Here is a 21,176-nt window from a genome sequence, read left to right on the forward strand (position 1 = left end):
GCAGTCCGGCCGGCCCAAGGCAAAGTCGCCGCGACCGGGCACCCGTTCAATGCACGAAGAATTTTGTCCGTGTGCATGCTCTCATGCGCTGCGGTCTCATCGTTGGCTGAAGACGGGCCTGTAATTTCGTCCCGTCACTCGCTGACGGGACGTGTCAGATCGAATTCCACGCGGAAGTGACGGTTGGTCCGCCGCAGTTCATACGCATAAATCTGCCCCGGATGGACCTCGACGGCCCAGACATTGGTGGTCGAGACGGCGGCGTTCCCGGCGTTGAACAGCTCGATGGAGAAATCATCGACAGGAAACTCCTGGCGATTGCCGGTTCCGGTGCTGGTCGTGTCGCCACCGTACCAGTGCAGGCCATCGGGATTGCCCTGCGGGTCGCGATGGTCGTGCTTCAGCGTCAGGCCACCCTGTTCGTTACGGCTGATCACCCAGGTGCGGGATCGGTCCTCGCCGACCCAGAACGGAATACGGACTTCCTCGGCCGTACAGTCGCGCACGTGCATCAGCAGGCGCTGGCTGGCGAAGTCGGCATCCGCCGCGTCGGTCGTCACGACCCGCCCCACGAATCGCTGGCCACACAGGGCGTTGAGGTTGGCCATGAAGGCGGTCTGCTGAGCCGCAGGCCTGGGTGTGGTCGCGCAGGCGGAGAGTGTCATCAGCGCGACGGCGGCAAGGGCGATCTGTTTCATCGGCCAACCCTAGCCGTTAGGCTCCAGATCGCCTAATCGCGGCCAATGCAGGTCGCTGCGCAATGCGCGTTGACTTCCGGGCGCGCCTGAGTATGTTCCGCGCCTCATATTTTAGCGGCTTTCGCCGTCGCAGAGGTAATTTCGATGGCCAAGCCAGCTTCAATCAAGATCCGCCTGAACTCGACCGCCGACACCGGCTTCTTCTACGTCACCAAGAAGAACGCCCGCACCATGACGGAAAAGATGGTCGTCAAGAAATACGATCCCGTCGCGCGCAAGCACGTCGAGTTCAAGGAAGGCAAGATCAAGTAATCCCTTGATCCTGATCCTTTCGAAAGCGCCCGGTCGAAAGGCCGGGCGTTTTTCGTTGGCCGGCACACAGCAGACGCATGCTAGGCTTGCGCCATGAACGACGCTGAACGCGACCCGATGGCTGCTGCCGAAGAGCCAGCGAGCGAGACACCCATCCAGAAGGCCCTGCGGCTGAAGCAGGCGACCATCAATGCTCGCCCGACACCACCCAAAGGCGGCAAGTTTCAGCGCGAGCAGGCTGCGCGGATTGCTGCGGGCAAGTCCAAGCCCTGGATGAGCCGCTGACGGCAGCGGCACAGGCTCGGCCTTCAGCCCACATCGCCTGGGTCAGCGCGTGCGGCTGCCCCGGTCGTCTCCGCCGATAAACCAGCCGGCGATCCAGCTGACGATGCCCGTCACGATGGCCGCGCCGATCCCCGCCCACAGGCCATCGACCACGAAGCCTTCCAGGAACATGGCGACCAGCCCGATCACGGCGGCATTCACGACCAGCAGGAACAGGCCGAAGGTGATGACCGTCAGGGGGAAGGTCAGAATGGTCAGGATCGGCCGCACCACCGCATTGGCGATCCCCAGCAGCAGGGCCGCGATCAGCAGCGTCGTCGTCGACGCGACCGCGACACCCGGCACGACCTGGGCTGCCAGCCACAGCGCCAAGGCGGTCACGGCGAACTGAATGATGAAACGCAGCATGGCAAAGCCTCCGGTCAGAACCTTGACCATAACGCGAACTGCTTGATCCGGCTCCCCTCATTCGCAACGATGGGTCAGGAGATTTCGATGACGCTTCACGCCCCCTACGATCCCGACAACATCTTCGCCAAAATCCTGCGCGGAGACATTCCTTCCGTGAAGGTGTGGGAGGACGAGCACATTCTGGCCTTCATGGATGTGTTTCCCCAGTCCGAAGGCCACGTCCTGATCATCGCCAGGCAATCGACAGCCCGCAATCTGCTGGAAATCGAGCCGGAGATTCTGGCCCGTGTCGTCGCCGCGACCCAGCGTACGGCACGGGCGGTGGAAAAGGCGCTGAAGCCGGAGGGCTTCCAGATTTTGCAGTTCAACGGTGAGGCCGGCGGCCAGACCGTGTTTCACCTGCATTTCCACATCGTCCCGCGCTGGACCGACCGGCCGATGAAGGGCCACGGCCATGCGCTGATGGCGGATACGGCGGTTCTGCAGGCGCTGGCCGAACGGATCGCGGCTGAATTGGAGCCCATCAGGTGAACCGGATGGCCGGCCCCGGGTTCGGAGAGCCCGCACCGACGTTTTCCACGCCGGGGGTCAGCAATCCGCGCTACGTCTTCGACACGGCGGCGGGACGATATCTGCTGCTAGCCATCGTCCATGCCGGACCGGCCGTCGATGCAGCGGTCCGAACGCTCCAACAGCGGCGCAAGATACTCGATGACATCCACGCCAGCGCTTTCGTGCTGATCGTCGGTACCGATTCGAAGCGCAACAGCCGCACGGATGAACTGCCAGGCCTGCGTTTCCTGTTCGACAGCGAGGGCGAAATAGCCGCGCGCTATGGGGCCGCCGAGACGGATCGCTGGTTCCTGATCGATCCGGCCTTGCATGTGCTGGCTGCGGCACCGCCCGATCAGGCTGAGCGGATGATCGAGCGGCTGGCTCAACTCCCGCCGCCGGCCCATCATTCCGGCTCGGACGGGTTGGCACCGGTACTGATCACCCCCCGCATTTTCGAGCCTGCGTTCTGCGACGCGCTGATCGCCCTCTATCGCGACAAGGGCGGCGAAACCTCAGGCTTCATGCGAGAAATCGACGGGGTGACCACGCTGATGGTCGATGACAATCACAAGCGTCGCAGTGACGTCATCGTCGAGGAAGAACCGCTCCAGAAGCAGATCATGACCCGCCTGCGTCAGCGTCTGGTGCCGCAGATCGTAAAAGCCTTCAACTTCGAGCCGACCCGGATCGAGCGCTATCTGGTCGCACGTTACGATGCCGAAACCGGCGGCTTTTTCCGCCCGCACAGAGACAATACGACCCGCGGCACGGCGCATCGGCGGTTCGCCGTCTCGATCAATCTGAACGCGGATTACGACGGCGGCGACCTGCGGTTTCCGGAGTTTGGCGACCGGACCTATCGCCCCCCGCCGGGCGGAGCCTGTGTGTTTTCCTGCTCGGTCCTGCACGAGGCGACGCCGGTTACCCGGGGCGAACGGTTCGCCTTTCTGCCCTTCCTGTATGACGAGGCGGCGGCGGCGATACGCGAAGCCAATCTGAAGTATCTGGACCCGGCCCTGACGGCGTGACCAGTCAGGTCACTCTGAACTGCAGGTCCGCCAGCCGGGCATAAAGACCGCCCTGTGTAATCAGCGAGGCGTGGGTCCCCTCCTCCACGACGCGCCCGTCCTCCATCACCACGATCCGGTCGGCCCGCAGCACGGTGGCCAGGCGGTGGGCGATGACGATGGTGGTGCGGGTCTCCATGGCCTGATCCAGCGCCATCTGGACCAGCTGCTCGCTCTCGGCGTCGAGGGCGGACGTGGCCTCGTCGAGCAGCAGGATAGGCGCGTCGCGAACCAGCGCTCGGGCGATGGCCATTCGCTGACGCTGCCCCCCCGACAGGCTCTTGCCGCGTTCGCCTAGAGGCGTATCGAATCCTTCGGGCAGGGCCTCGACGAAGGTCAGGGCCTGGGCCTCCCTAGCGGCCTCGCGGACTTCGGCATCCGAGGCAGTATCGCGCCCGAAGCGGATGTTTTCATTGGCCGAACCCGAGAACAGTGGGGCCTCCTGCGACACCCAGGCGAAACGATTGCGCACGGCGACCGGATCGGCGTCGCGGACATCGACCCCATCGACCGACACCACGCCCGACTGTGGGTCGTAGAAGCGCAACAACAGCCGGAATACCGTGCTCTTGCCCGCGCCAGATGGACCGACCAGGGCCACGGTCTCGCCCGGCCGAACCGTCAGGCTGAACCCGCGCAGCGCCGGCAGGTCGGGACGGCCGGGATAGGTAAAGCCCACATCGGTCATCGAGACCTGCCCCACCGGTGGCTCCGGCAGAGTCACGGGCACAGGCGGCGCGGCGATGGCGGCCTGGCTGCGCATCAGTTCATCGATCCGCTCCATGGCCCCGGCGGCCTTCTGGACATCGCCCCAGCTCTCGCCCAGGGCACCGACGGCGGCCGCAGAGAAGACCGACAGCAGAACGAACTGAAGCAGCGCCCCCGTGCTCATCCGCCCGGCGATCACATCCTGGGCTCCTAACCAAAGCACCAGGGTGACCCCGCCGAACATGACGATGATGATCAGGGCCGTCATCAGGGCCCGGGCCCTCATGCGAATCAGGGAGACGCCGAACGCCTCCTCCACCGCCTGGCCGAAGCGGGCGATCGACGACGCCTCGCGCCCAAAGGCCTGAACCGTCTCGATGGCGTCCACGCTCTCGCCTGCAAAGCCCACGGCTCCCGCAAACCGGTCCTGCGACCGGACCGTCAGCTTGCGGACCGTACGTCCGAAGACGAACAACGGCACGATCAGCACCGGCACGATCAGCAGGACGAACGCGGTCAGCTTGGGGCTGACGATGAACAGCAGGATCGTCCCCCCGACCAGCGTCAGCGCATTACGGATCGCATAGGAGACCGAGGTCGTCATCAACGTCTCGATCAGGGCGATGTCGGTCGTCAGACGTGACAGCACCTCGCCTGTCCGCATCTTCGCATAGAAGGACGGATCGAGCGTCAGGATGCGCTCGAACAGCCCCTTGCGCAGATCGGCGATGACCCGCTCGCCGCTCTTGGTCACATAGAAATAGCGGATCGCCGTAGCCAGGCCGAGGAACAGCGCATTGGCTCCCAGCACCAGGAACCACAGGTTCAACTGGCTGCCGCCGTCCTTGAAACCGTTGTCGATGGCACCCCGTGCGGTCGCCGTCAGGCCCAGAGACGCCGCCGTCGAGGCCAGCAGCCACAGGCTGGCCATGACCAGCTGGCCCTTGTGACGCAGCGCATAGGGGACCAGCCGCAGCAAGGGACGCACATCGCGCGACTTGGTGCGACGCGCGGCTGCCTCCGAAATCTGTTCGCTGAGCTGAGCGCCCGCACCGGGTCGCGCCCTCAGGTCGGCGGAATCGGTCTGGGCGGCAAAGGTTTCGGTCATCGTGCGCGCCTCTTGCCCCGGAACGCCCCCCGGTGTAAACGCCGCCGCTCATTCCCGCCGGGTTCTGTTGTCACAGGCACGGCGGGTTTCTCATTTTCGCGCACCGACGGTCGGCATCGTCACCGCGCCAGAGACTACGGACGACGACCATGAAGCCCGACACCCACCCCGACTACCACTTCATCACCGTCACCATGACGGATGGTACGACCTATCAGACGCGCTCGACCTATCAGAAGGAAGGCGCTGTCCTGAACCTGGACATCGATCCCCTGACGCACCCCGCCTGGACCGGCGGCAACCAGCAGATGCTGGACCGTGGTGGCCGCGTGTCGCGCTTCAACAACAAGTTCGCCGGCTTCATCAAGAAGTAGGCCCTACCCGCCGGTGTGTGCGCCAAAGCCACACCCTGAGGTTTGCAGATCACGAAGGCGTTGGGCCCCGGCCCAGCGCCTTTCTGTTTGGCCGGAACGCCGGTAATATGAACGCGTTGACCGTCGCGGGGCGTGGACGTGGTGTCCGCATCGACGGCCGAAAGATGCGACTGAGATGAACCGTAGGGAATTGGGTCTGGGCGCGGCTGTGACGGCCATGGCCTCGGCGGCTGGTCTGGCCGCACAGGCACAGACCCGCGATCCGGCCGCCGTCGCCTTCTACAACGGCTTCAACGACCAGCTGGCCCGCCTTCCGGAGGCGATCCAGCCCGACGTGCGCGCCTTTTATGAACTGAACGGCTGGCGTCCCGTCTGGACGGCCGATCGTCTGCGCGGACTTCAGGCCGCCTCGATGCGGGCCGAGCGCCACGGCCTGTCGCCCGCCGACTATTTCGACTTCCAGGCCATGGCCGCCGACCGCAGCGCCGCCGAGATCCGTACCACCGCCGCCGCCCTGACCTATGGCCGCGTGCTGGCCGAGGGCCGCGTCCGGCCCGAGGATGTCGAAGACCTTTGGGAGATGCAGAAGAACCGCGTCGATCTGCCCACCGGCCTGAACGACGCCCTGGCCCAGAACCGTCTGCTGGACTGGTTCGAGGGTCTGGCCCCGACCGACATCGGCTACACCAATCTGTCGGCCGGCTACGTCCGCTATCGCCGTCTCAGCGCTTCGGGCGGCTGGCCCACCTTCCGCCAGGGCGGCACGATCGAGCCGGGCACCAGCGATCCGCGGATCCAGCCGCTGATCAAGCGCCTGGTCGCCGAGGGCGATCTGAGCCCAGAGGCGGGCGCGCGTCTGGCCTCGGCGGGCAATGTCTACAATGCCGAGATTCAGGCCGGTGTGCGCAGCTTCCAGACCCGGCATGGCCTCGGGGCCGACGGCCGCATCGGTGCAGGCACGCAGCGTTCGCTGGGAGCCTCGGTCGAGGATCGCGCGCGTCAGATCGCGCTGAACCTGGAGCGCCGGCGCTGGCTGAAGCGCGACGTCAATCCCGAGCGGATCGAAGTCAATACCGCCGCCGCCATCATGGTCTACTGGAAGGACGGACGCCCCGTTCACTCCAACCGGGTGGTCGTGGGCAGCCCCGAGAACCAGACGCCCAGCCTTGAGAAGCCGTTCGCCTCGGTCGTAGCCAACCCGCCGTGGTACGTCCCCGCCGGCATTGCCCGGCGTGAAATCCTGCCGCGCGGGCCCGGCTATCTGGCCAGCCAGAACATGTATGTGACGCCGCAAGGCAATGTCATCCAGCGCGCGGGCCCGCAGGCGGCCTTGGGCTATGTGAAGTTCGAACTGCGCGACAGCTACGCCATCTTCCTGCACGACACCCCGACCAAGGCGGCCTTCAACCTGTCGGTTCGTCAGCGGTCGCATGGCTGCGTGCGGGTGCAGAATGCGGTCGAGTTCGCGCGCATCCTGCTGTCCCCCGACCCCGCCCTGCTGAGCGAGTTCGACACCGCCCAGGACACGCGCGAGACCAAACGCATCCAGACCGGCCGCGAAATCGGTGTTCGTCTCCTGTACTGGACCGCCTTCGTGGACGGTCAGGGCCGCGTCGCCTTCCGCGAGGATGTCTACAGCCGCGACGCCAAACTGGCCGACGCCCTGGGCATCGCCGTCAGCCTGCCGCGCGTTGTGGCCGATGGCCGTACCGACGCCAACGACGTCGGTCCGTAAGACCTAGCGCCCGAACGCCGCCGTCAGCCGGTCCATCTGGCTCTGGACCGGATTGGTCGGAGCCTCATCGGGCGCGTCCCTGTACATACGACGGTCCAGGTGCAGGACGCGGTCGTACAGCTTCTCGGCCTGAACGAGATACTCGACCAGGGCGATCGGCAGTTCCGGATGGCTGGGCTCAATCGAGGGCTTGCGGTCGGCCAGGCGATAGCGGGCATCGCAAGCGGCCAGCGCGCTCATGTCGCCCTCGCGCACGGCCCGCTGGACCAGCAGCCAGGACGCGATTTGCATCAGGCGCGTCGTCAGGGTCATGCTCTCGCTGGCATAGGCCAGCGCCGTGGCCCGCGACAGCAGCCGCGATTCGCGCCGCCCGTCTCCGTCCAGATAGGCGGCGGTATCCTCGACCAGCTCCATCCCCTCGCGGAAAGTTCGGTCAAACAGCTCCGAGCGCGCGAAATCGTCCACCACGGCGGCGCGATCCCGTCCGGCAGGCATGACAGGCATGGGGGCGGCGGGGTCTTCGATCGGCATGACTTCAGTCAGATTCATGGAACAGGCGCACTCGTATCACGACCGGCACGATTTCGCGCGGCGAGAGAGCGGTCTGCAACGGCCATGCCACAGACTGTCCGTCATCGGCCAAAGTTGAACAGGGCGTCCGCCGCGTTGCGCTGGCTGGACTTGCCGTCGATGGCCGCACGGCAGCGTTCGATCTCGGCTTCCAGCGTCTCGATCCGCGTCTTCAGGTCTTCAACGGAATAGAGGTCCAGATCTTCCCGCGTCACGGCGATCAGGGATGCGTCGCGCGCGGGGCGGGGCTCGTTGCTGTCTTCGAACATGCTCACCTCCTCCTTGGCCAGGGCCGTCAGAACCGACTAGGAAACGCCGGGACACGGACATTTGCAAGGACGACGGGCAGGATGAAGGCGATCGACATCGACGGCAGTTCCGGACCGGCCGAGGCCCTCCGGCTGGTTGAGCGGCCCGATCCCGTCGCGGGGCCGGGCCAAATCCGCATTCGGGTGCGGGCCGCAGGCGTAAATCGTCCCGACCTGCTGCAACGACGGGGTCTCTACCCTGCCCCGCCCGGGGCACCCGAAGGTTTGGGGCTGGAGGTGGCCGGCGAGGTCGATCAGCTCGGCCCTGGCGTGACCCGCTGGGCCATCGGCGACCGTGTCTGTGCCCTGCTGGGTGGCGGCGGGTATGCAGAAATGGCGGTGGTCGATGCCCGGCATGCCCTGCCGGTGCCGCAAGACATGGACTTCGTTCAGGCCGCGGCCATGCCCGAGACCGTATGCACTGTGTTCGCCAATGTGTTCGAGGCAGGCGAACTCAAGGGGGGCGAAACCCTGCTAATCCATGGTGCGACCAGCGGGATCGGCGTCACGGCCGTTCAAATGGCCAAGGCTGCAGGAGCGAAGGTCATCGCCACCTCGCGCGGGGCAAACAAGACGACAGCGGCACGCGCGCTGGGCGCTGACCTCAGCCTTGACGCCACGGCCGACGACCTGCAAGCCGCCATCACGGGCTTCGGCAGTGTGGATGTCGTTCTGGACATGGTCGGCAGTGATTATGCCGCGCTGAACCAGGCCGTACTCAACCGGTTCGGTCGCTGGGTCGTCATCGCCACGCTCTCGGGCGCGAAGGCAGAGATCGACCTCGCCGCCTTGATGATGAAGCGCATCGTCCTGACCGGCTCGACCCTGCGCGCTCGCCCGGCCGATGAAAAAGCCAGATTGATCGCTCAAATCGAAGCCGTGGCCTGGCCCTGGATCGCCGCAGGTCAGGTGCGCCCGCCTGTGCAGGCGACCTATCCCCTGGCGGAGGCCGCAGCCGCCCACCTCAGGCTCGAGGCGGGCGACCATGTCGGCAAGATCGTACTGACGGTCTGACCGTTACCAGCGACCGCCGCCACGGCGGGCGGGACGCAGCGAGGAGATGCTGTCGTTCAGCCGCCACTGGGCCATGTTCTGCACATCCACGTCGAACACCGTGCAGCGCCCGCCGAAGTTGGCGTCGGTGCACAGTTCCCAGGCACCGCGAAGCTGGAACGAGCTGATCGCATCGTTCATGCCGGTGTTGCGCAGATTGGCGACCTCGCCGTTGAACTGCATCGCCTGACCCCGATAGTTGGCGTCACGGTAAACGACGATGCTCTGGCGCCCGCCGTTCCAGCCGCCGCCGGGACCGCCGGGGTTCCAGCCGCCGCCAGGACCGCCCGGATAGCCACCGCCGCCGCCGGGCCGGCCCTCATCATCACCACGATAAGGACCGCAGGTCAGAAAGCCGTCGTTGTTCCTGATTTCGTAGCTGGAACAGCGCGCCAGCTCGATCGAGGTCGCGCGGATGTCGTTCCGACGCGTCCGACAGTCGGCATACAGACGTCCGCGGTTCACGTATTCGCCACTGCAGCTGTCACGATAGTCGCCGCGTGGTGCGCCACGTTCCTGTATCGGGGCCTCGACCCCGGACATCATCGCCGCGGCAGCCAATGCTTCAAGCAACATGATACCCTCCCAATGTTCAGTCTCAGACGCCCAACGCGCCACTGACCCCAATGTTCAACACCCGCGATGAACCTTGGCTGTACGAGATTGCAGGCTTTCGTTTTCTTTTCCAGAGAATGCGCTTATATCCGGGATATCAACGCCCGGTCGAAAGGCCGGGCGCCGTCGTATCCGGAGCCCGACTTTCTGGCCCCGTCCTAGAACCGGAATACTCGCATGACCGACATTCTGATGCCCAAGGCCACTGCGGTCTGGCTGGTCGACAACACCTCGCTGACGTTCGAGCAGATCGCCGACTTCTGCGGACTTCATCCGCTGGAAGTGCGCGGCATCGCCGATGGCGACGTGGCGCGCGACATCCGGGGTGCCGACCCGCTCGTCAACGGCCAGCTAAGCCGCGAGGAATTGGACAAGGCCCAGAACGACGAGAACTACCGCATGCAGGCCGTGGTCAGCCGCCATGCCGAAATGATGAAGGCCGCCAAGCCGGCCCCGAAATATACGCCCGTCTCGCGTCGTCAGGACCGTCCGGACGCCATCGCCTGGTTCGTGCGCAACCACCCCGAGGTGACGGACGCCCAGATCGCCAAGCTGCTGGGCACGACCAAGTCCACGATCGAGAGCGTGCGCAACCGCACCCACTGGAACAGCGCCAACATCAAGCCCGTCGATCCCGTGACCCTGGGCCTGGTCGGTCAGATCGTTCTGGACGACCTGGTCAAGAAGGCCGCCGACAAGAAGGCCAAGGACGACGCCAAGAAGGGCGGCGCAACCCTGCAGCCCGCCGATGCCCCTGTCGAGCCGGTCGAGGAAGAGTTCGTACCCGAGGCCCGCGAACGCCGCGGTGCCGAGCCCACGGCGGAGTCGGTGTTCGGCTCCAAGGACTGATCGTCTTCTCGCCAAGGAAAAACGGCCCCGGAGATCGCTCTCCGGGGCCGTCTTCAATTTCGGACTTCGGAGACGCCGCTATCCGGCGCGCGCCTCCAGACTGGTAATCTGTTCCTTGAGCCGGAGCTTCTGCTGCTTCAGCTCGCGTACCCGAAGCGAATCCGTGGCCGGGTGGGTGATCTCGCGCCGGATGGTCTCATCCAGATTGCGATGACGGTTTCCCAGTTCGCGGATACGGGCTTCGATGGTCATGGCTTTCGCCTCCATGTCTAAGGACCGATAGCGACACCCTGGCACCGACCCGCTGGCTTGCGCATCGGACCCGGTATCGCCACTAGTGAGCGCCCAGCTTGACCGGCTGTAGAATCACATTCCGGTGATCGCCGATCCGACCGGACAGACAGAGCCTGGAGCCCGAATTGGCCGAAGTTGTGAACACAGCCATACGGAACCCGCCCCAGCGACTGGTGGTCGGGATTTCCGGTGCATCCGGCGTGACTTATGGCGTGCGCGTGCTGGACGCCCTGCGCGAACTGGGCGTCGAGAGCCATCTGGTCGTGACCCGCGCGGCCCTACTGACGCTGTCACAGGAAACGGATCTAACCCCCGACGATCTGACCGGCCGGGCCGATGTGGTGCACAAGCTGGCGGATGTCGGCGCCACCATCGCCTCGGGCTCCTTCCGCACGCTCGGCATGATTATCGCCCCCTGTTCGGTCCGAACAATGAGCGAGATCGCCACGGGCGTGACCTCCAACCTGCTGACGCGTGCCGCCGACGTCGTGCTGAAGGAGCGGCGGCCGCTGGTGCTGATGGTGCGCGAAACGCCGTTTCACCTGGGCCACCTGCGGACCATGACGGCCCTGACCGAGATGGGGGCCATCATCGCGCCCCCCCTGCCCGCCTTCTATGCGCGGCCTAAATCCATCGAGGACATCGTCGATCAGTCGGTCGGGCGGGCGCTGGACCTGTTCGGGCTGGACTGGTCCGCCGTACGCCGCTGGGACGGTCTCAAGGGCGCGCCAGAGGCATGAGCGGCGGCAGCGACGGCCTGTGGCCCTGGGTCATGACCGCCTACGCCGCCCCCGGCGTGGCCGAGGTCTGCCTCGAACTTCAGGATAGCGCCGGTCAGAATGTGCCCCTCCTGCTCTGGGCGGCCTGGACCACTGCCACGGGACGCGCCCTGGACGAGGACACCCGCGAAGCCGCCTGCGATACGGCCCGCGTCTGGGAAGAGACCGCCATCGCGCCGCTGCGGGTGGTCCGCCGCGCCTTGAAAATCAAGTCCGTCGATATGGATGACGACGACCGCGAGGCTGTCCGAAGTCAGGTCAAGGCCACCGAACTGGACGCCGAGCGTCGCCTGCTGCTGGCGCTTGAGGCCTTGAGCCCCGCTGCGTCAGGACCGGCTCGCCCCGCGATCGATGCGCTGGTGGCCGTCGCCCGCACCTGGTCGTCATCGATTCCGCGGCCCGGCCTGATCCGTCTGGCCGAACGCCTTCCGGCCTGAGCGGTCGCACGATATAAGCGCCCGTCCGGGGACCACCATGAACGACGACGAACCGTTTCTGAGCGAAGAAGACAAGGCCCTGGAGGCCCGGCTTAAGGCCCTTCAGCAGGAGCATGCCGACCTGTCGGCCTCCATCGAGGCGCTGGGCCACATGCCGATCCCGGACCAGCTGATGATCGCGCGGCTGAAGCGCAAGAAGCTGACGCTGAAGGACGAGATCGTCCGGATCGAAAACCTGATCCTGCCCGACATCATCGCGTGACGCGGTGATCAGGCGGCGCGGCTGACCGCGAAATCCGCCAGCTGTTCCAGTGCCGCGCGCCATTCGCCCGCAGGCAGGGCCCTCAGTGCGATCTTGGCGGCTTCGGCATAGGCATAGGCCGTGTCCAGCGTCGTCGTGACCGCACCGGTGCCGATGATCAGTTCGCGGGCGCGGCGGAAGTCGTCCTCGGTCCGTTCGCCCTTGTTGATGGTGCGCTCCCAGAACGCATCCTCGCGGCCGCGCGTGCGGGCGGCGGCCAGCAGCAGGGGCATGGTCACCTTGCCCTCGTGGAAGTCATCCCCCGCATTCTTGCCCAGAACGTCGGACGACCCGCCGTAATCCAGCGCGTCGTCGGCCAGCTGGAAGGCCAGGCCCAGGTTCAGGCCGTAAGACCGCAGGGCCTCCACAGCCTTGTCGCCCGCCCCTGCCCCCACAGCTCCGGCCTCGGCGGCAGCCGCGAACAGTTCAGCGGTCTTGGCCGAGATGATGCGCAGATAGGTTTCCTGATCCAGGTTCAGGTCGTGGGCCCGGGTCAGTTGCAGCACCTCGCCCTCGGCGATCACGCTGGAGGCCCGCGCCAGGATGCCGAGCGCCCGCATCTGGCCCGTTTCGACCATCAGTTCGAAGGCGCGGGCGAACAGGAAGTCGCCGACCAGAACGCTGGACGGAGCGCCCCATATCAGGTGGGCCGCCACCTTGCCGCGCCGCAGCTGGGACGCATCGACCACGTCATCGTGCAGCAGGGTGGCCGTGTGAATGAACTCCACCGCCGCCGCCAGCTTGATCGGGGCCTCAATATCGCCCTTTGCACCGGCTGCCCGCGCCGCGGCCACAGTCAGCAGGGGCCTCAGCCGCTTGCCGCCGGCAGCGACGATATGGTCGGCCAGAAGGGGAATGACCGGCACCTGCGACTGCATGCGGGCCACGATCAGCCGGTCGACCGCCGCCATGTCGGCACGCGCCAGCCGAACCAGGGGCTCGACGTCACCCTTCATGCGGGGTTCGGCCAGGGTGACAGCGTCCAACAGCTTACTCGTTCGGCATGCGCGAGAAAGGATCGCGCCGGAAAATCCTGACGCCGCCTTGCCTGACGACGACGCACCGCACAATGGTGATGGCCCAAGAAAGGGTCAAGCCGCGTGACCGTCGCACCACTGCCACACCTGACAGCCGAGGTCGTCGAAAATGCCCTGCTTGGTGGGCGTGTGCGACTGCGTCAACCGGCCAAGGGCTATCGCGCGGGTATGGACGCCGCCCTGTTGGCCGCCGCCGTTGCGGCCAAGCCCGGAGAGCGTCTGATCGAGGCCGGGTGCGGGGCCGGCGGCGCACTGATGCAGATCGCCGCGCGTCAGCCAGACATCGCGCTGGTCGGGCTAGAGCGCGATGCCGCGATGGCGGAACTCGCGCGCGCGAACGCAATCCTTAACGGCACCCCGGCCAGCATTGTCACGGGCGATGTCGTCACCGGGTTTCGCGCGCTGGACCTGCCGCCATTCGACTGGGCCGTCAGCAATCCGCCCTTCTTCGACGATCCCGCCGCCCTGCGTGCTCCGGCACCGGGCAAGCGCGATGCCTGGATGGCGGACGACGGTCTACGGCCCTGGACGCATTTCCTGCTGAAGGCGGTGCGCGAAGGTGGGCGGATCGTCATCATCCACCGGGCGGATCGGCTGGAGGACCTATTGTCGCTTCTGGGCGAAACGGCCGGCTCGTTCTCGGTCAGAGGCATTCACCCCCATGCGGACGAGCCTGCCAAGCGGGTGTTGGTGCAGGCGATCAAGACCGGTCGCGCGCCCTTGCGTCTATTGCCGCCCCTGATCCTGCACGACCGCAGCGGGGCCAAGCATACGCCCGAGGCCGAGGCCATCCTGCGTGGCGAAGCCGCCCTTCCCTTCTAGCCCGGGCCTTCTGATAGGCGACCGCTTCGTCTAAAGCGGTGCCATGTCCCTGCGCCCCCTCTTCGTCACCCAGGTCTATGAGGCCAGTCTGGCCGATACGCCCGGCTTCGACGTCTTCAACGCCGAGCTGACCGAGGCCTGCCGCATGCTGGCGGTCGAGGATCATGCCGGTCGTGCCTGGTGCAAGGCGCAAGGCTATCGCGGCTATACCTCCTACGGCTCCCTGACCGACCTGCCCCAACGCCTGCCGGAATTCGCCGACCTGAAGCGGCACCTGGATCGCCACGCCGTCGCCTATGCCAAGGCCCTGAACTTCGATCTGGCCGGCAAACCCCGGCTGGACAGCCTGTGGGTCAATATCCTCAAGCCCGGCGGCAGTCATTCGGGCCACATCCACCCTCACGCCTTCATCAGCGGCACCGTCTATGTCGAGGTCCCCGACGGCGCCTCGGCCCTCAAGCTGGAAGACCCCCGAATGCCCATGATGATGGCCCGCCCCGGCCTCCACGCCGACGCCCCGGAGGCCGAGCGCCCCTTCGTCTACCTGGCCCCCCGCGCAGGCACGGTCCTGATGTGGGAAAGCTGGCTGAGGCATGAGGTGCCGGTCAATGCGGCAAAGACAGAGCGCATCTCGATCAGCTTCAACTACGCCTGACACCTTGTCGGCGAACAAAGACGTGGCCGTCGAATGTCAGGTCTTCTGCGCCAAAGGTTATGGTCTGGCCCTGCATCGGGACCAGTTCAACACGAATGCTTTCGGCGTCCGTCGCCGGCTCGCTGATGGCCGACATGACGCCGGACTGCACGACCAAATGCCCATTTTCCTGGTCGATGACGAGGGTTCCCATCGCCGGATTGTCATAGATGCCGACATAAGCCGCCAACGGCCGCGACAGCATTGAAGGCCTCGCCGCCCGCTCTTCGCGCGCTGCGGTCAAGGCGGCCAAGCGGCGATCGCGTGTCGCGACCATCTCGGCCAGAAGGGCGTCGTACCTCGCATCGATGTCAGGCAGATCGGCGAACCGATCATAGACATAGTTGGCTACCAGATCGGCCAGTTCGCCGGTGACCAGGTCCTCGTTCACCATCACCGCCACGCCCAGCCGCCGCTCGGGCATGAAGGAGACGTGTGCCCGGGAGCCGCCGAAGTTGCCGAAATGGTGGATCAACACGTCATCCCCATAGCGACCGGTCTGCCAGCCCAGGCCATATCCGTCGCGATGGTACCGGCCGAACGTGCGGTCCTGAGCGACGCGTGCACGATGGGTGCTAGCGACCAGACCTGGCGGGAAAACCTGTCGGCCGTCCAGTTCTCCATCGTTGATCTGGACCTCCAGCCAGCGGGCCATGTCACGCGCCGTCGACACGAGCCCACCGGCCGACTGCATCGTCTCGTCCACCTTCTGCAACGGACTGGGTGACGCTGCGGCGGCGCTATAGGCGAGATGGCCAGTGGCAACTGTGTCCGTCTGGCGGGCTTGGGATATAAAAGCTGTCGTGCGGGTCATGCCTGCGGGCACGAGCACTTCATCACGCACCAGGGTTTGCCAGCTCTGTCCAAAGCGCCCTTCGATCAGGGTCGTGGCGATGTTGTAGCCGATGTTGGTGTACTGGAAGGTGCCGCGTGGAGCCTCGGCATTCATCGTGGTCAGGGCGAGCAAGCCTTGCAGTACGGTCGGCGTATGCTGGCCTGAGAAGGCCAACCGGTAGCCCATGGCCTCATTGCTCAGCCCGGATTGATGGCTGAGCAGATCAGTCAGCGTCACGGTTGCGGACTGATCGGTCGGTAGAGCAGAGTTGCCCGCCCAGCGGCTGAGTGGCTCATCAAGGCTAACTTCGCCTCGCTCGCCCATGCGCGCGATCGCCAGGGCGGTGAACGACTTGGTCGCAGAGGCGATGTAGAAAGCGGTATCGGCATCGACAGGATGGCGGCTCTCGACATCAGCCACGCCATAGCCACCGACGATCACCGCATCTTCGCCGGCGACCACGGCCAGTGACAGACCTGGAACTGTCCCGACCGTCGCCATGGCACGCCGCACGAAGGCATCGATATCGGCGGCCTGACGGGTTTTGCCCGGCTCGGACCAGGCCGGAGTGGCCACAAGAAAGCTGGTGAGCGCCAGCAGGCTTAGGGCGGTTCGATACCGGGACATCAGGGCCTCTATGATCATCAGAAGGATGACGATCATTGGCACCGCGGTCAGCCTGGGTCTTGAACGGATGAAGCGTCGGCTCAATGCGCGAGGACCCGCCTCAAATCCGCGGGCGTCCACCCCGTCATGGCCTTCAGCGCCCTTGTCATGTGCGCCTGGTCGGAAAAGCCTACATCGAAAGCGATGTCAGAAAGTTTATGCGAAGATCGCACGATCTGATCGATCGCACGTGCGCTGCGTGCATGCTGTCGGACTTCGGACGGTGTTTCTCCAAACGTCGTGCGGAACTGTCGGGCCAGATGGACCGGATGTTTTCCCAGCGTCCGAGCCAGTGTCGTTACGGCGACTTGCGGGTGGTCCAGCAGACGCTGGCGCGTCTCCGTGAGCCAGGGCTGAGCTAACGAGGGGATACGAGCCGACCCTTCGGTGTCCGGAGAAGGACCGCCAGTCGATGCGTGGCCGACCCCCTCCCCCACCGTCATGGCTAGAGGCGGCATGGACTTGGGCCAGGCCGAAAGATGGTAATCGCTAGCTCCCCCTTCACCGGCTTCGTGCTGGACTGACAGAATCAGCGCCCCTGCACGCCCGAACTCGTCCTCATGTTCGAAACCCGCAGGCTTGATACTCAGGGTCCGAAACCGCACTTCGCGCCGCCCGGCCTCGCTGTCTTCGACATAGCTTCCCGCCAGCAGCAGCGAGCGCTGCGCCTGAGGATGGCGATGCGCCCGGCATTCCTCACCGGCCGCATAGTGACTGAGCATCACCGTTCGGCCGCAGCCTGCGGAAAGGACTTTTCTGATCGGCATGACGGGCGCACCTCCAACCATGGCAGAGGCCGCCAGCGGTGAAATTGGATGCGCTCGCGGTCAGGGAATTCGCAGCAGCCGGTCCAGGCTGAGCGGGCCCGCGCCGAAACGGACGAGATAGAGCAGCAGCGCGCCCCACAGCAGGTGGGTCGGCCAACCGAGCGGATAGACGAAGATCTGGATCACCAGCGTCATGCCCAGCAGGGCCAATGCGGAAACCCGCGTCATCAGACCCAGCACGATCAGAATGGGAAACAGATGCTCCGACCAGGTCGCCAGCAAGGCCGCAATATCGCTGGGGATCAGAGGCACCTGATATTCGGTAGCGAACAGGCTGTAGGTGCTGTCGGTGATATCCAGGAGACCCTCCACCTTGGTCCGGCCGGACAGGAAGAAGACGGCGGCGATCGCGACGCGAATGATCAGGCTGATGACGGGCGCTGGAAGAAGCCGCGCGATCAGGTCGGGGATGAAGGCCAGGGCGGGACGCACGGCGGCATGGGCGACAGTGTCGGTCATGGTCGGACTTTCAGATCAGATGGGTGAACAGGCCCGCACTCAGCAGGCCGGAGAAAAGGCGGGCGATGTCGGTATCGGGGGCTTGTCCCTGGACCTCCAGCGCCACCCGGCCGAGCGGCAGCTCGCGGCGGCAGCCGTCGAGGAACAGCCATTCGACGCGCGACAGCCGCCGGTGAAGCACGGTCATGTCGGGTCGATGGATGACCAGGCCTTCGGGACTGTCGGTCCAGTCGACCACCTGATCCGGCGCGCTGTCCGGTCGGTTGGCCAGCCAGATTGAGGGCGCGGTCCAGTCGAACCAGAACAGCTGGACCGAGGGATGCAGTGTGGCGCGTGAACCGAACAGGTCGCGCCCGTCCAGACCGTCAGCCGTCAGCACGGGTCCATCGGCGGCGCGATGGGCCCGGCTCCAGGCCAGATCCATCCGCGCGACCGTCGGCAGATACGGCAGGGATTGCGCAGGCTCCAACCGGGCCAGCCAGGCCGGAAACGCCTGCCCATAATCGTCCAGAACGGGACCGGTCGGCGGATGCTCGGCGGCGAAGATCAGTGCGGCGTCACGGAACCAGTCCTCCCCGACCAGCCGCTGGACCGTGGGGAACAGACCGGCCAGGGCGTCGACACGCCCCTTGGCGACGGTGTTGCGATAGACCGCCAATCCGGCCCCATCGCCTGCCAGCCATGGCACAAGCGTTTGATCCGGTCCGGTGACCGCGGCGTCGAGCGCTCGGTGAAATGCTTCAGGCACGCAGCGCCTCCTCTACCGCGACCAGCACGGCGTCGGCGCGGTCCCGCTCGATCATCAGATCTGCAAAGGCCGGAAGGTTGTCGTCGCGCTCGATCAACGTCGGACGCGGCCCGATGCGGGCGATGGTGCGGGCGTAGAGTGCCCAGACGGGTTGGGAGACCGGAGCGGCATGGCTGTCGATCAGCAGTCGCTCGCCGTGCTCCGGATCGGGGTCATGCCCGGCCAGATGAATTTCGCCGATCGCCTCGACCGGCAGGGCATTCAGATAGTCCAGGGCCGAGGTGCCCAGATTGTTGGCGCTGACATGGACGTTGTTGATGTCCAGCAACAGGCCGCAACCTGTGCGCCGGACCATCTCGCCCAGCAGTTCCGGCTCCGACATCTCGTGACCTCGAAGGTCCAGATAGTGGGAGGGATTTTCGATCAGGATTTGCCGCCCCAGCACGTCCTGAGTGCGCGAGACGTTGGCGCAGATCTGGTCCAGCATGCCGCGGCTGCGCACGAAGGGCAGCAGATCGGGATGATAGACCTCGCCACGCCGCGACCAGGCCAGATGTTCGGACACGACGAAAGGCTCGAACCGATCCGACAAGGCCTTCAACCGTGCCAGATGATCCTCATCCGGCGCCTGATCGCCCGCCAGCGACAGTCCGACCCCGTGCAGGGACAAGGGCTTGTCCTGACGGATGGCGTTCAGCCAGGTTAGCCGGGGCCCGCCATCGACCATGTAATTCTCCGCATGGACCTCGAACCACAGACCGGCCGCCGACGCGGCCAGGGCTTCTTCGTAATGGACGGATTTCAGCCCCAGCCCCGCCGTGGGGGCAGAAGGGGGAACCGCAGCCGGCCTGTGGGTCATTCGCCTGATCCGATCAGCGGGTGATCGGGGTCAGCGAACCATTGCCCGCCGGCGTGCGGATGGAGGTGCAGGTGCCGCGCGGGACGTTCTTCCAGGCGTTGCCCTGATAGTTGCGCACCGAGGTGCCGGCGCAGGTCGTGCCGGGGCCGGCGGCACAGTCGTTCTTGCCCGCCATGGCGACGCCATAGCATTTCTCGACGGCGGGGGCCGGGGCCTGGCGGTTGTTGTTCTGCGAGGATTGGGCATAGGCGGCGCTGGCACCGGCGGCCAGGGCGACGGCGACCAGGCCGGTAGAGGTCAGGGTCTTGGCGTTCATCAGAAGGCTCCTTTGAAAGGGTGGTGGCCGGTCGTCCGGTCACACCTCCCCATTCGCCGGGGCCCGTCCGGCGGTTACAGCCACGCTGGAAAAAATCGCGTCGAATTTTCGGCAGACGGACTGTAACCCTTTGCTCGACGCGCGCGTATGGACCCCATGACGTGACAGATCGCGAAGCTCATCTGAAAGCCTTGATGGTGCGTGGCCTTGCGGGTGACGCAGGGGCCTGGCGCGTGCTGTTGACGGACATGGGCGGCCATCTGCGGCCGTTCTTCACCCGACGCCTTTATGACGGAGCGGCAGACGCCGAGGATCTGGTGCAGGAGACATTGATCGCCATCCACGCCAAACGTGCGACCTGGGATACCAGCCAGCCCTTCACGGCCTGGGCCTTCTCGATCGCTCGCCACAAGCTGATCGATCACCTGCGCCGTCAAGGTCGCCGCCCGACCGCCCCGCTGGACGACGCCGGCGACCTGTTCGCCGATCACACCGTCGAGGATGGCGCGGCAAGGCACGACCTGACCCGCGTTCTGGCTCTCCTGCCCGTGCGCCAGCGTCGCCTGATCGAGGACATCCGGGTGCAGGGCCTGTCGGTCGCAGAGGCCGCAGAACGCCACGGCTATTCCGTCGCCGCCGCCAAGGTCAGCGTCCACCGCAGCCTGAAGACCCTGACCGCCCGATTTGCACCCTCACAGGTGCATGAAGGGATTTCCGATGAAGACTGACGACCTGATCACCGCCTTGTCGGCCGACCTGCCCCCTGCCCGGCGGCCGGAGCGTCGGCTGCTGCTCTGGCTGGTGCCCGCAGCTGTGCTGGTCCTGATCGCCGTCGGCCTCTGGCTGGGCTTTCGCTCGGATCTGATGCTGGCCATGCAGGGCCCGACCTTCTGGGCCAAGGCGGCCTATACGATCGCCCTGGCCATCTCGGGCTTCTGGCTTCTGGACCGTCTGGGCCGGCCCGGCGTCAGTGCGCGCGCGCCTCTGGTCGCCCTGGGCCTGATCCTGACCGCCGTTCTGGGCTTGGCCGCTTACGAGCTGATCGCCATGCCAATGCCCGACCGCATGCCCGCCGTCATGGGTGACAGCGCCCGCGTCTGTGCGCCCAATATCGTCTTGCTCAGCCTGATCGCGGCTCCGTTCGTCTTCTGGGCCGCACGGGCCTTCGCTCCGACCCGACCCATGCTGGCCGGGGCCGCCGCCGGCCTGCTGACCGCAGCCCTGGCCACGACCCTGTATGGCCTGCACTGCCCGGAGCGTACGGCCTCCTTCGTCGCGGTCTGGTACACCCTTGGCATGGCGATCGCCGTGGCCATTGGGGCCCTGATTGGCCGACGGGTCTTCCGCTGGTAGGGCGATCGCGCCTTCAAACCGCCCTGCCCGGTCGCTAGAGGTTTGCCACCCGGCGCTGGGGTCGCTACATCCCGCGCCTATCTCCCCATCCGATCGAACGA

General features: G+C 65.8%; 29 protein-coding genes. 15 read left to right on the top strand and 14 right to left on the bottom strand.

Annotated elements, in window-relative coordinates; all coding sequences use genetic code 11:
* Positions 1 to 134: 134 nt before the first annotated feature.
* Positions 135 to 698: a hypothetical protein gene (locus JHC81_RS00945; protein ID WP_292169551.1), complete on the bottom strand. Its 564-nt coding sequence runs from the start codon at positions 696 to 698 to the stop codon at positions 135 to 137.
* Positions 699 to 842: 144 nt separating this feature from the next.
* Here JHC81_RS00945 and rpmG point away from each other — a divergent pair, with 144 nt between their 5' ends.
* The gene (rpmG, locus tag JHC81_RS00950) at positions 843 to 1,010 is read left to right on the top strand and encodes a 50S ribosomal protein L33 (RefSeq protein WP_181543575.1); all 168 of its coding nucleotides are present in this window, start codon (positions 843 to 845) and stop codon (positions 1,008 to 1,010) included.
* Between the two features lie 117 nt (positions 1,011 to 1,127).
* Positions 1,128 to 1,295, top strand: coding sequence for a hypothetical protein (locus JHC81_RS00955; RefSeq protein ID WP_292169603.1), 168 nt, complete (start codon positions 1,128 to 1,130; stop codon positions 1,293 to 1,295).
* Between the two features lie 42 nt (positions 1,296 to 1,337).
* On the opposite strand, the gene JHC81_RS00960 is transcribed toward JHC81_RS00955, so the two are convergent.
* Complete coding sequence (locus JHC81_RS00960) at positions 1,338 to 1,703, bottom strand: phage holin family protein (RefSeq protein WP_292169554.1); 366 nt, start codon at positions 1,701 to 1,703, stop codon at positions 1,338 to 1,340.
* Between the two features lie 87 nt (positions 1,704 to 1,790).
* Between JHC81_RS00960 and JHC81_RS00965 the strand changes: the two genes are divergently transcribed.
* Complete coding sequence (locus tag JHC81_RS00965) at positions 1,791 to 2,237, top strand: HIT family protein (RefSeq protein ID WP_292169555.1); 447 nt, start codon at positions 1,791 to 1,793, stop codon at positions 2,235 to 2,237.
* A gap of 5 nt (positions 2,238 to 2,242) precedes the next feature.
* On the top strand, positions 2,243 to 3,289 hold the full coding sequence (locus JHC81_RS00970) for a 2OG-Fe(II) oxygenase (RefSeq protein WP_292169557.1): 1,047 nt from the start codon (positions 2,243 to 2,245) through the stop codon (positions 3,287 to 3,289).
* A 4-nt stretch (positions 3,290 to 3,293) separates the two neighbouring features.
* Here the strand turns inward: JHC81_RS00970 and JHC81_RS00975 are convergent, their stop codons facing one another.
* Positions 3,294 to 5,144, bottom strand: a complete 1,851-nt coding sequence (locus tag JHC81_RS00975; RefSeq protein WP_292169559.1) for an ABC transporter transmembrane domain-containing protein — start codon at positions 5,142 to 5,144, stop codon at positions 3,294 to 3,296.
* Between the two features lie 149 nt (positions 5,145 to 5,293).
* On the opposite strand from JHC81_RS00975, the gene rpmE reads away from it, so the two are divergent.
* Both rpmE and JHC81_RS00985 read left to right on the top strand, forming a co-directional pair.
* Complete coding sequence (gene rpmE / locus JHC81_RS00980) at positions 5,294 to 5,518, top strand: 50S ribosomal protein L31 (RefSeq protein ID WP_292169561.1); 225 nt, start codon at positions 5,294 to 5,296, stop codon at positions 5,516 to 5,518.
* A 175-nt stretch (positions 5,519 to 5,693) separates the two neighbouring features.
* The gene (locus JHC81_RS00985) at positions 5,694 to 7,253 is read left to right on the top strand and encodes a L,D-transpeptidase family protein (RefSeq protein ID WP_292169563.1); all 1,560 of its coding nucleotides are present in this window, start codon (positions 5,694 to 5,696) and stop codon (positions 7,251 to 7,253) included.
* Positions 7,254 to 7,256: 3 nt separating this feature from the next.
* Here JHC81_RS00985 and JHC81_RS00990 read toward each other — a convergent pair whose 3' ends face one another.
* Together JHC81_RS00990 and JHC81_RS00995 are read right to left on the bottom strand one after the other, a co-directional pair.
* Positions 7,257 to 7,757, bottom strand: coding sequence for a DUF1465 family protein (locus tag JHC81_RS00990; protein WP_292169605.1), 501 nt, complete (start codon positions 7,755 to 7,757; stop codon positions 7,257 to 7,259).
* Positions 7,758 to 7,885: 128 nt separating this feature from the next.
* The gene (locus JHC81_RS00995) at positions 7,886 to 8,092 is read right to left on the bottom strand and encodes a DUF1192 domain-containing protein (RefSeq protein WP_292169565.1); all 207 of its coding nucleotides are present in this window, start codon (positions 8,090 to 8,092) and stop codon (positions 7,886 to 7,888) included.
* Between the two features lie 81 nt (positions 8,093 to 8,173).
* On the opposite strand from JHC81_RS00995, the gene JHC81_RS01000 reads away from it, so the two are divergent.
* Positions 8,174 to 9,145, top strand: coding sequence for an NAD(P)H-quinone oxidoreductase (locus tag JHC81_RS01000; protein ID WP_292169566.1), 972 nt, complete (start codon positions 8,174 to 8,176; stop codon positions 9,143 to 9,145).
* 3 nt (positions 9,146 to 9,148) lie between these two features.
* Here JHC81_RS01000 and JHC81_RS01005 read toward each other — a convergent pair whose 3' ends face one another.
* Positions 9,149 to 9,760 carry a beta/gamma crystallin-related protein gene (locus tag JHC81_RS01005; protein WP_292169567.1) on the bottom strand — a complete coding sequence of 204 codons (612 nt, stop codon included), beginning with the start codon at positions 9,758 to 9,760 and terminating at the stop codon, positions 9,149 to 9,151.
* Positions 9,761 to 9,976: 216 nt separating this feature from the next.
* Between JHC81_RS01005 and JHC81_RS01010 the strand changes: the two genes are divergently transcribed.
* Positions 9,977 to 10,648 (top strand): cell cycle transcriptional regulator TrcR, encoded by a 672-nt coding sequence (locus tag JHC81_RS01010; RefSeq protein WP_292169569.1) that lies wholly within the window; start codon positions 9,977 to 9,979, stop codon positions 10,646 to 10,648.
* A 78-nt stretch (positions 10,649 to 10,726) separates the two neighbouring features.
* Here JHC81_RS01010 and JHC81_RS01015 read toward each other — a convergent pair whose 3' ends face one another.
* Positions 10,727 to 10,900 (bottom strand): DUF465 domain-containing protein, encoded by a 174-nt coding sequence (locus JHC81_RS01015; RefSeq protein ID WP_292169571.1) that lies wholly within the window; start codon positions 10,898 to 10,900, stop codon positions 10,727 to 10,729.
* Positions 10,901 to 11,079: 179 nt separating this feature from the next.
* Here JHC81_RS01015 and JHC81_RS01020 point away from each other — a divergent pair, with 179 nt between their 5' ends.
* The 3 genes from JHC81_RS01020 to JHC81_RS01030 are packed head-to-tail and all read left to right on the top strand — an operon-like array spanning position 11,080 to position 12,420.
* The gene (locus JHC81_RS01020; protein ID WP_292169606.1) at positions 11,080 to 11,682 is read left to right on the top strand and encodes a UbiX family flavin prenyltransferase; all 603 of its coding nucleotides are present in this window, start codon (positions 11,080 to 11,082) and stop codon (positions 11,680 to 11,682) included.
* The gene (locus JHC81_RS01025) at positions 11,679 to 12,158 is read left to right on the top strand and encodes a TIGR02444 family protein (RefSeq protein WP_292169573.1); all 480 of its coding nucleotides are present in this window, start codon (positions 11,679 to 11,681) and stop codon (positions 12,156 to 12,158) included. Before JHC81_RS01020 ends, JHC81_RS01025 begins: the two co-directional genes overlap by 4 nt.
* A gap of 37 nt (positions 12,159 to 12,195) precedes the next feature.
* Positions 12,196 to 12,420: a DUF465 domain-containing protein gene (locus tag JHC81_RS01030; RefSeq protein ID WP_292169575.1), complete on the top strand. Its 225-nt coding sequence runs from the start codon at positions 12,196 to 12,198 to the stop codon at positions 12,418 to 12,420.
* 8 nt (positions 12,421 to 12,428) lie between these two features.
* Here the strand turns inward: JHC81_RS01030 and JHC81_RS01035 are convergent, their stop codons facing one another.
* A complete protein-coding gene (locus JHC81_RS01035) occupies positions 12,429 to 13,415 on the bottom strand; it encodes a polyprenyl synthetase family protein (RefSeq protein ID WP_292169607.1) in 987 nt (328 codons plus the stop codon).
* Positions 13,416 to 13,559: 144 nt separating this feature from the next.
* Between JHC81_RS01035 and JHC81_RS01040 the strand changes: the two genes are divergently transcribed.
* Positions 13,560 to 14,318 (top strand): methyltransferase, encoded by a 759-nt coding sequence (locus tag JHC81_RS01040; protein WP_292169577.1) that lies wholly within the window; start codon positions 13,560 to 13,562, stop codon positions 14,316 to 14,318.
* 43 nt (positions 14,319 to 14,361) lie between these two features.
* Positions 14,362 to 14,973 carry a TIGR02466 family protein gene (locus JHC81_RS01045; RefSeq protein WP_292169578.1) on the top strand — a complete coding sequence of 204 codons (612 nt, stop codon included), beginning with the start codon at positions 14,362 to 14,364 and terminating at the stop codon, positions 14,971 to 14,973.
* Here the strand turns inward: JHC81_RS01045 and JHC81_RS01050 are convergent.
* The 6 genes from JHC81_RS01050 to JHC81_RS01075 are packed head-to-tail and all read right to left on the bottom strand — an operon-like array spanning position 14,960 to position 19,722.
* Positions 14,960 to 16,510 carry a serine hydrolase gene (locus JHC81_RS01050; RefSeq protein WP_292169580.1) on the bottom strand — a complete coding sequence of 517 codons (1,551 nt, stop codon included), beginning with the start codon at positions 16,508 to 16,510 and terminating at the stop codon, positions 14,960 to 14,962. The two genes, JHC81_RS01045 and JHC81_RS01050, sit on opposite strands and share 14 nt — an antisense overlap.
* A 44-nt stretch (positions 16,511 to 16,554) precedes the next feature.
* Positions 16,555 to 17,280, bottom strand: coding sequence for an AraC family transcriptional regulator (locus JHC81_RS01055; protein WP_292169582.1), 726 nt, complete (start codon positions 17,278 to 17,280; stop codon positions 16,555 to 16,557).
* Between the two features lie 60 nt (positions 17,281 to 17,340).
* Entirely contained in the window at positions 17,341 to 17,799 is a 459-nt protein-coding gene (locus tag JHC81_RS01060) for a DoxX family protein (RefSeq protein ID WP_292169584.1), read from the bottom strand.
* A 10-nt stretch (positions 17,800 to 17,809) separates the two neighbouring features.
* Complete coding sequence (locus JHC81_RS01065) at positions 17,810 to 18,547, bottom strand: DNA-binding domain-containing protein (RefSeq protein WP_292169586.1); 738 nt, start codon at positions 18,545 to 18,547, stop codon at positions 17,810 to 17,812.
* Entirely contained in the window at positions 18,540 to 19,406 is an 867-nt protein-coding gene (locus JHC81_RS01070) for a DUF692 domain-containing protein (RefSeq protein WP_292169588.1), read from the bottom strand. The genes JHC81_RS01065 and JHC81_RS01070 overlap by 8 nt, the downstream gene beginning before the upstream one ends.
* 13 nt (positions 19,407 to 19,419) lie before the next feature.
* Positions 19,420 to 19,722 (bottom strand): DUF2282 domain-containing protein, encoded by a 303-nt coding sequence (locus tag JHC81_RS01075; RefSeq protein ID WP_292169589.1) that lies wholly within the window; start codon positions 19,720 to 19,722, stop codon positions 19,420 to 19,422.
* Between the two features lie 161 nt (positions 19,723 to 19,883).
* Here JHC81_RS01075 and JHC81_RS01080 point away from each other — a divergent pair, with 161 nt between their 5' ends.
* Together JHC81_RS01080 and JHC81_RS01085 are read left to right on the top strand one after the other, a co-directional pair.
* Positions 19,884 to 20,450, top strand: coding sequence for a sigma-70 family RNA polymerase sigma factor (locus JHC81_RS01080; RefSeq protein ID WP_292169590.1), 567 nt, complete (start codon positions 19,884 to 19,886; stop codon positions 20,448 to 20,450).
* Positions 20,440 to 21,075 carry a DUF1109 domain-containing protein gene (locus JHC81_RS01085; RefSeq protein ID WP_292169592.1) on the top strand — a complete coding sequence of 212 codons (636 nt, stop codon included), beginning with the start codon at positions 20,440 to 20,442 and terminating at the stop codon, positions 21,073 to 21,075. Before JHC81_RS01080 ends, JHC81_RS01085 begins: the two co-directional genes overlap by 11 nt.
* The last annotated feature ends 101 nt before the right edge of the window (positions 21,076 to 21,176 follow it).

The organism is Brevundimonas sp., assembly GCF_016463295.1.
In the GTDB taxonomy this organism is placed as follows: Bacteria; Pseudomonadota; Alphaproteobacteria; order Caulobacterales; family Caulobacteraceae; genus Brevundimonas.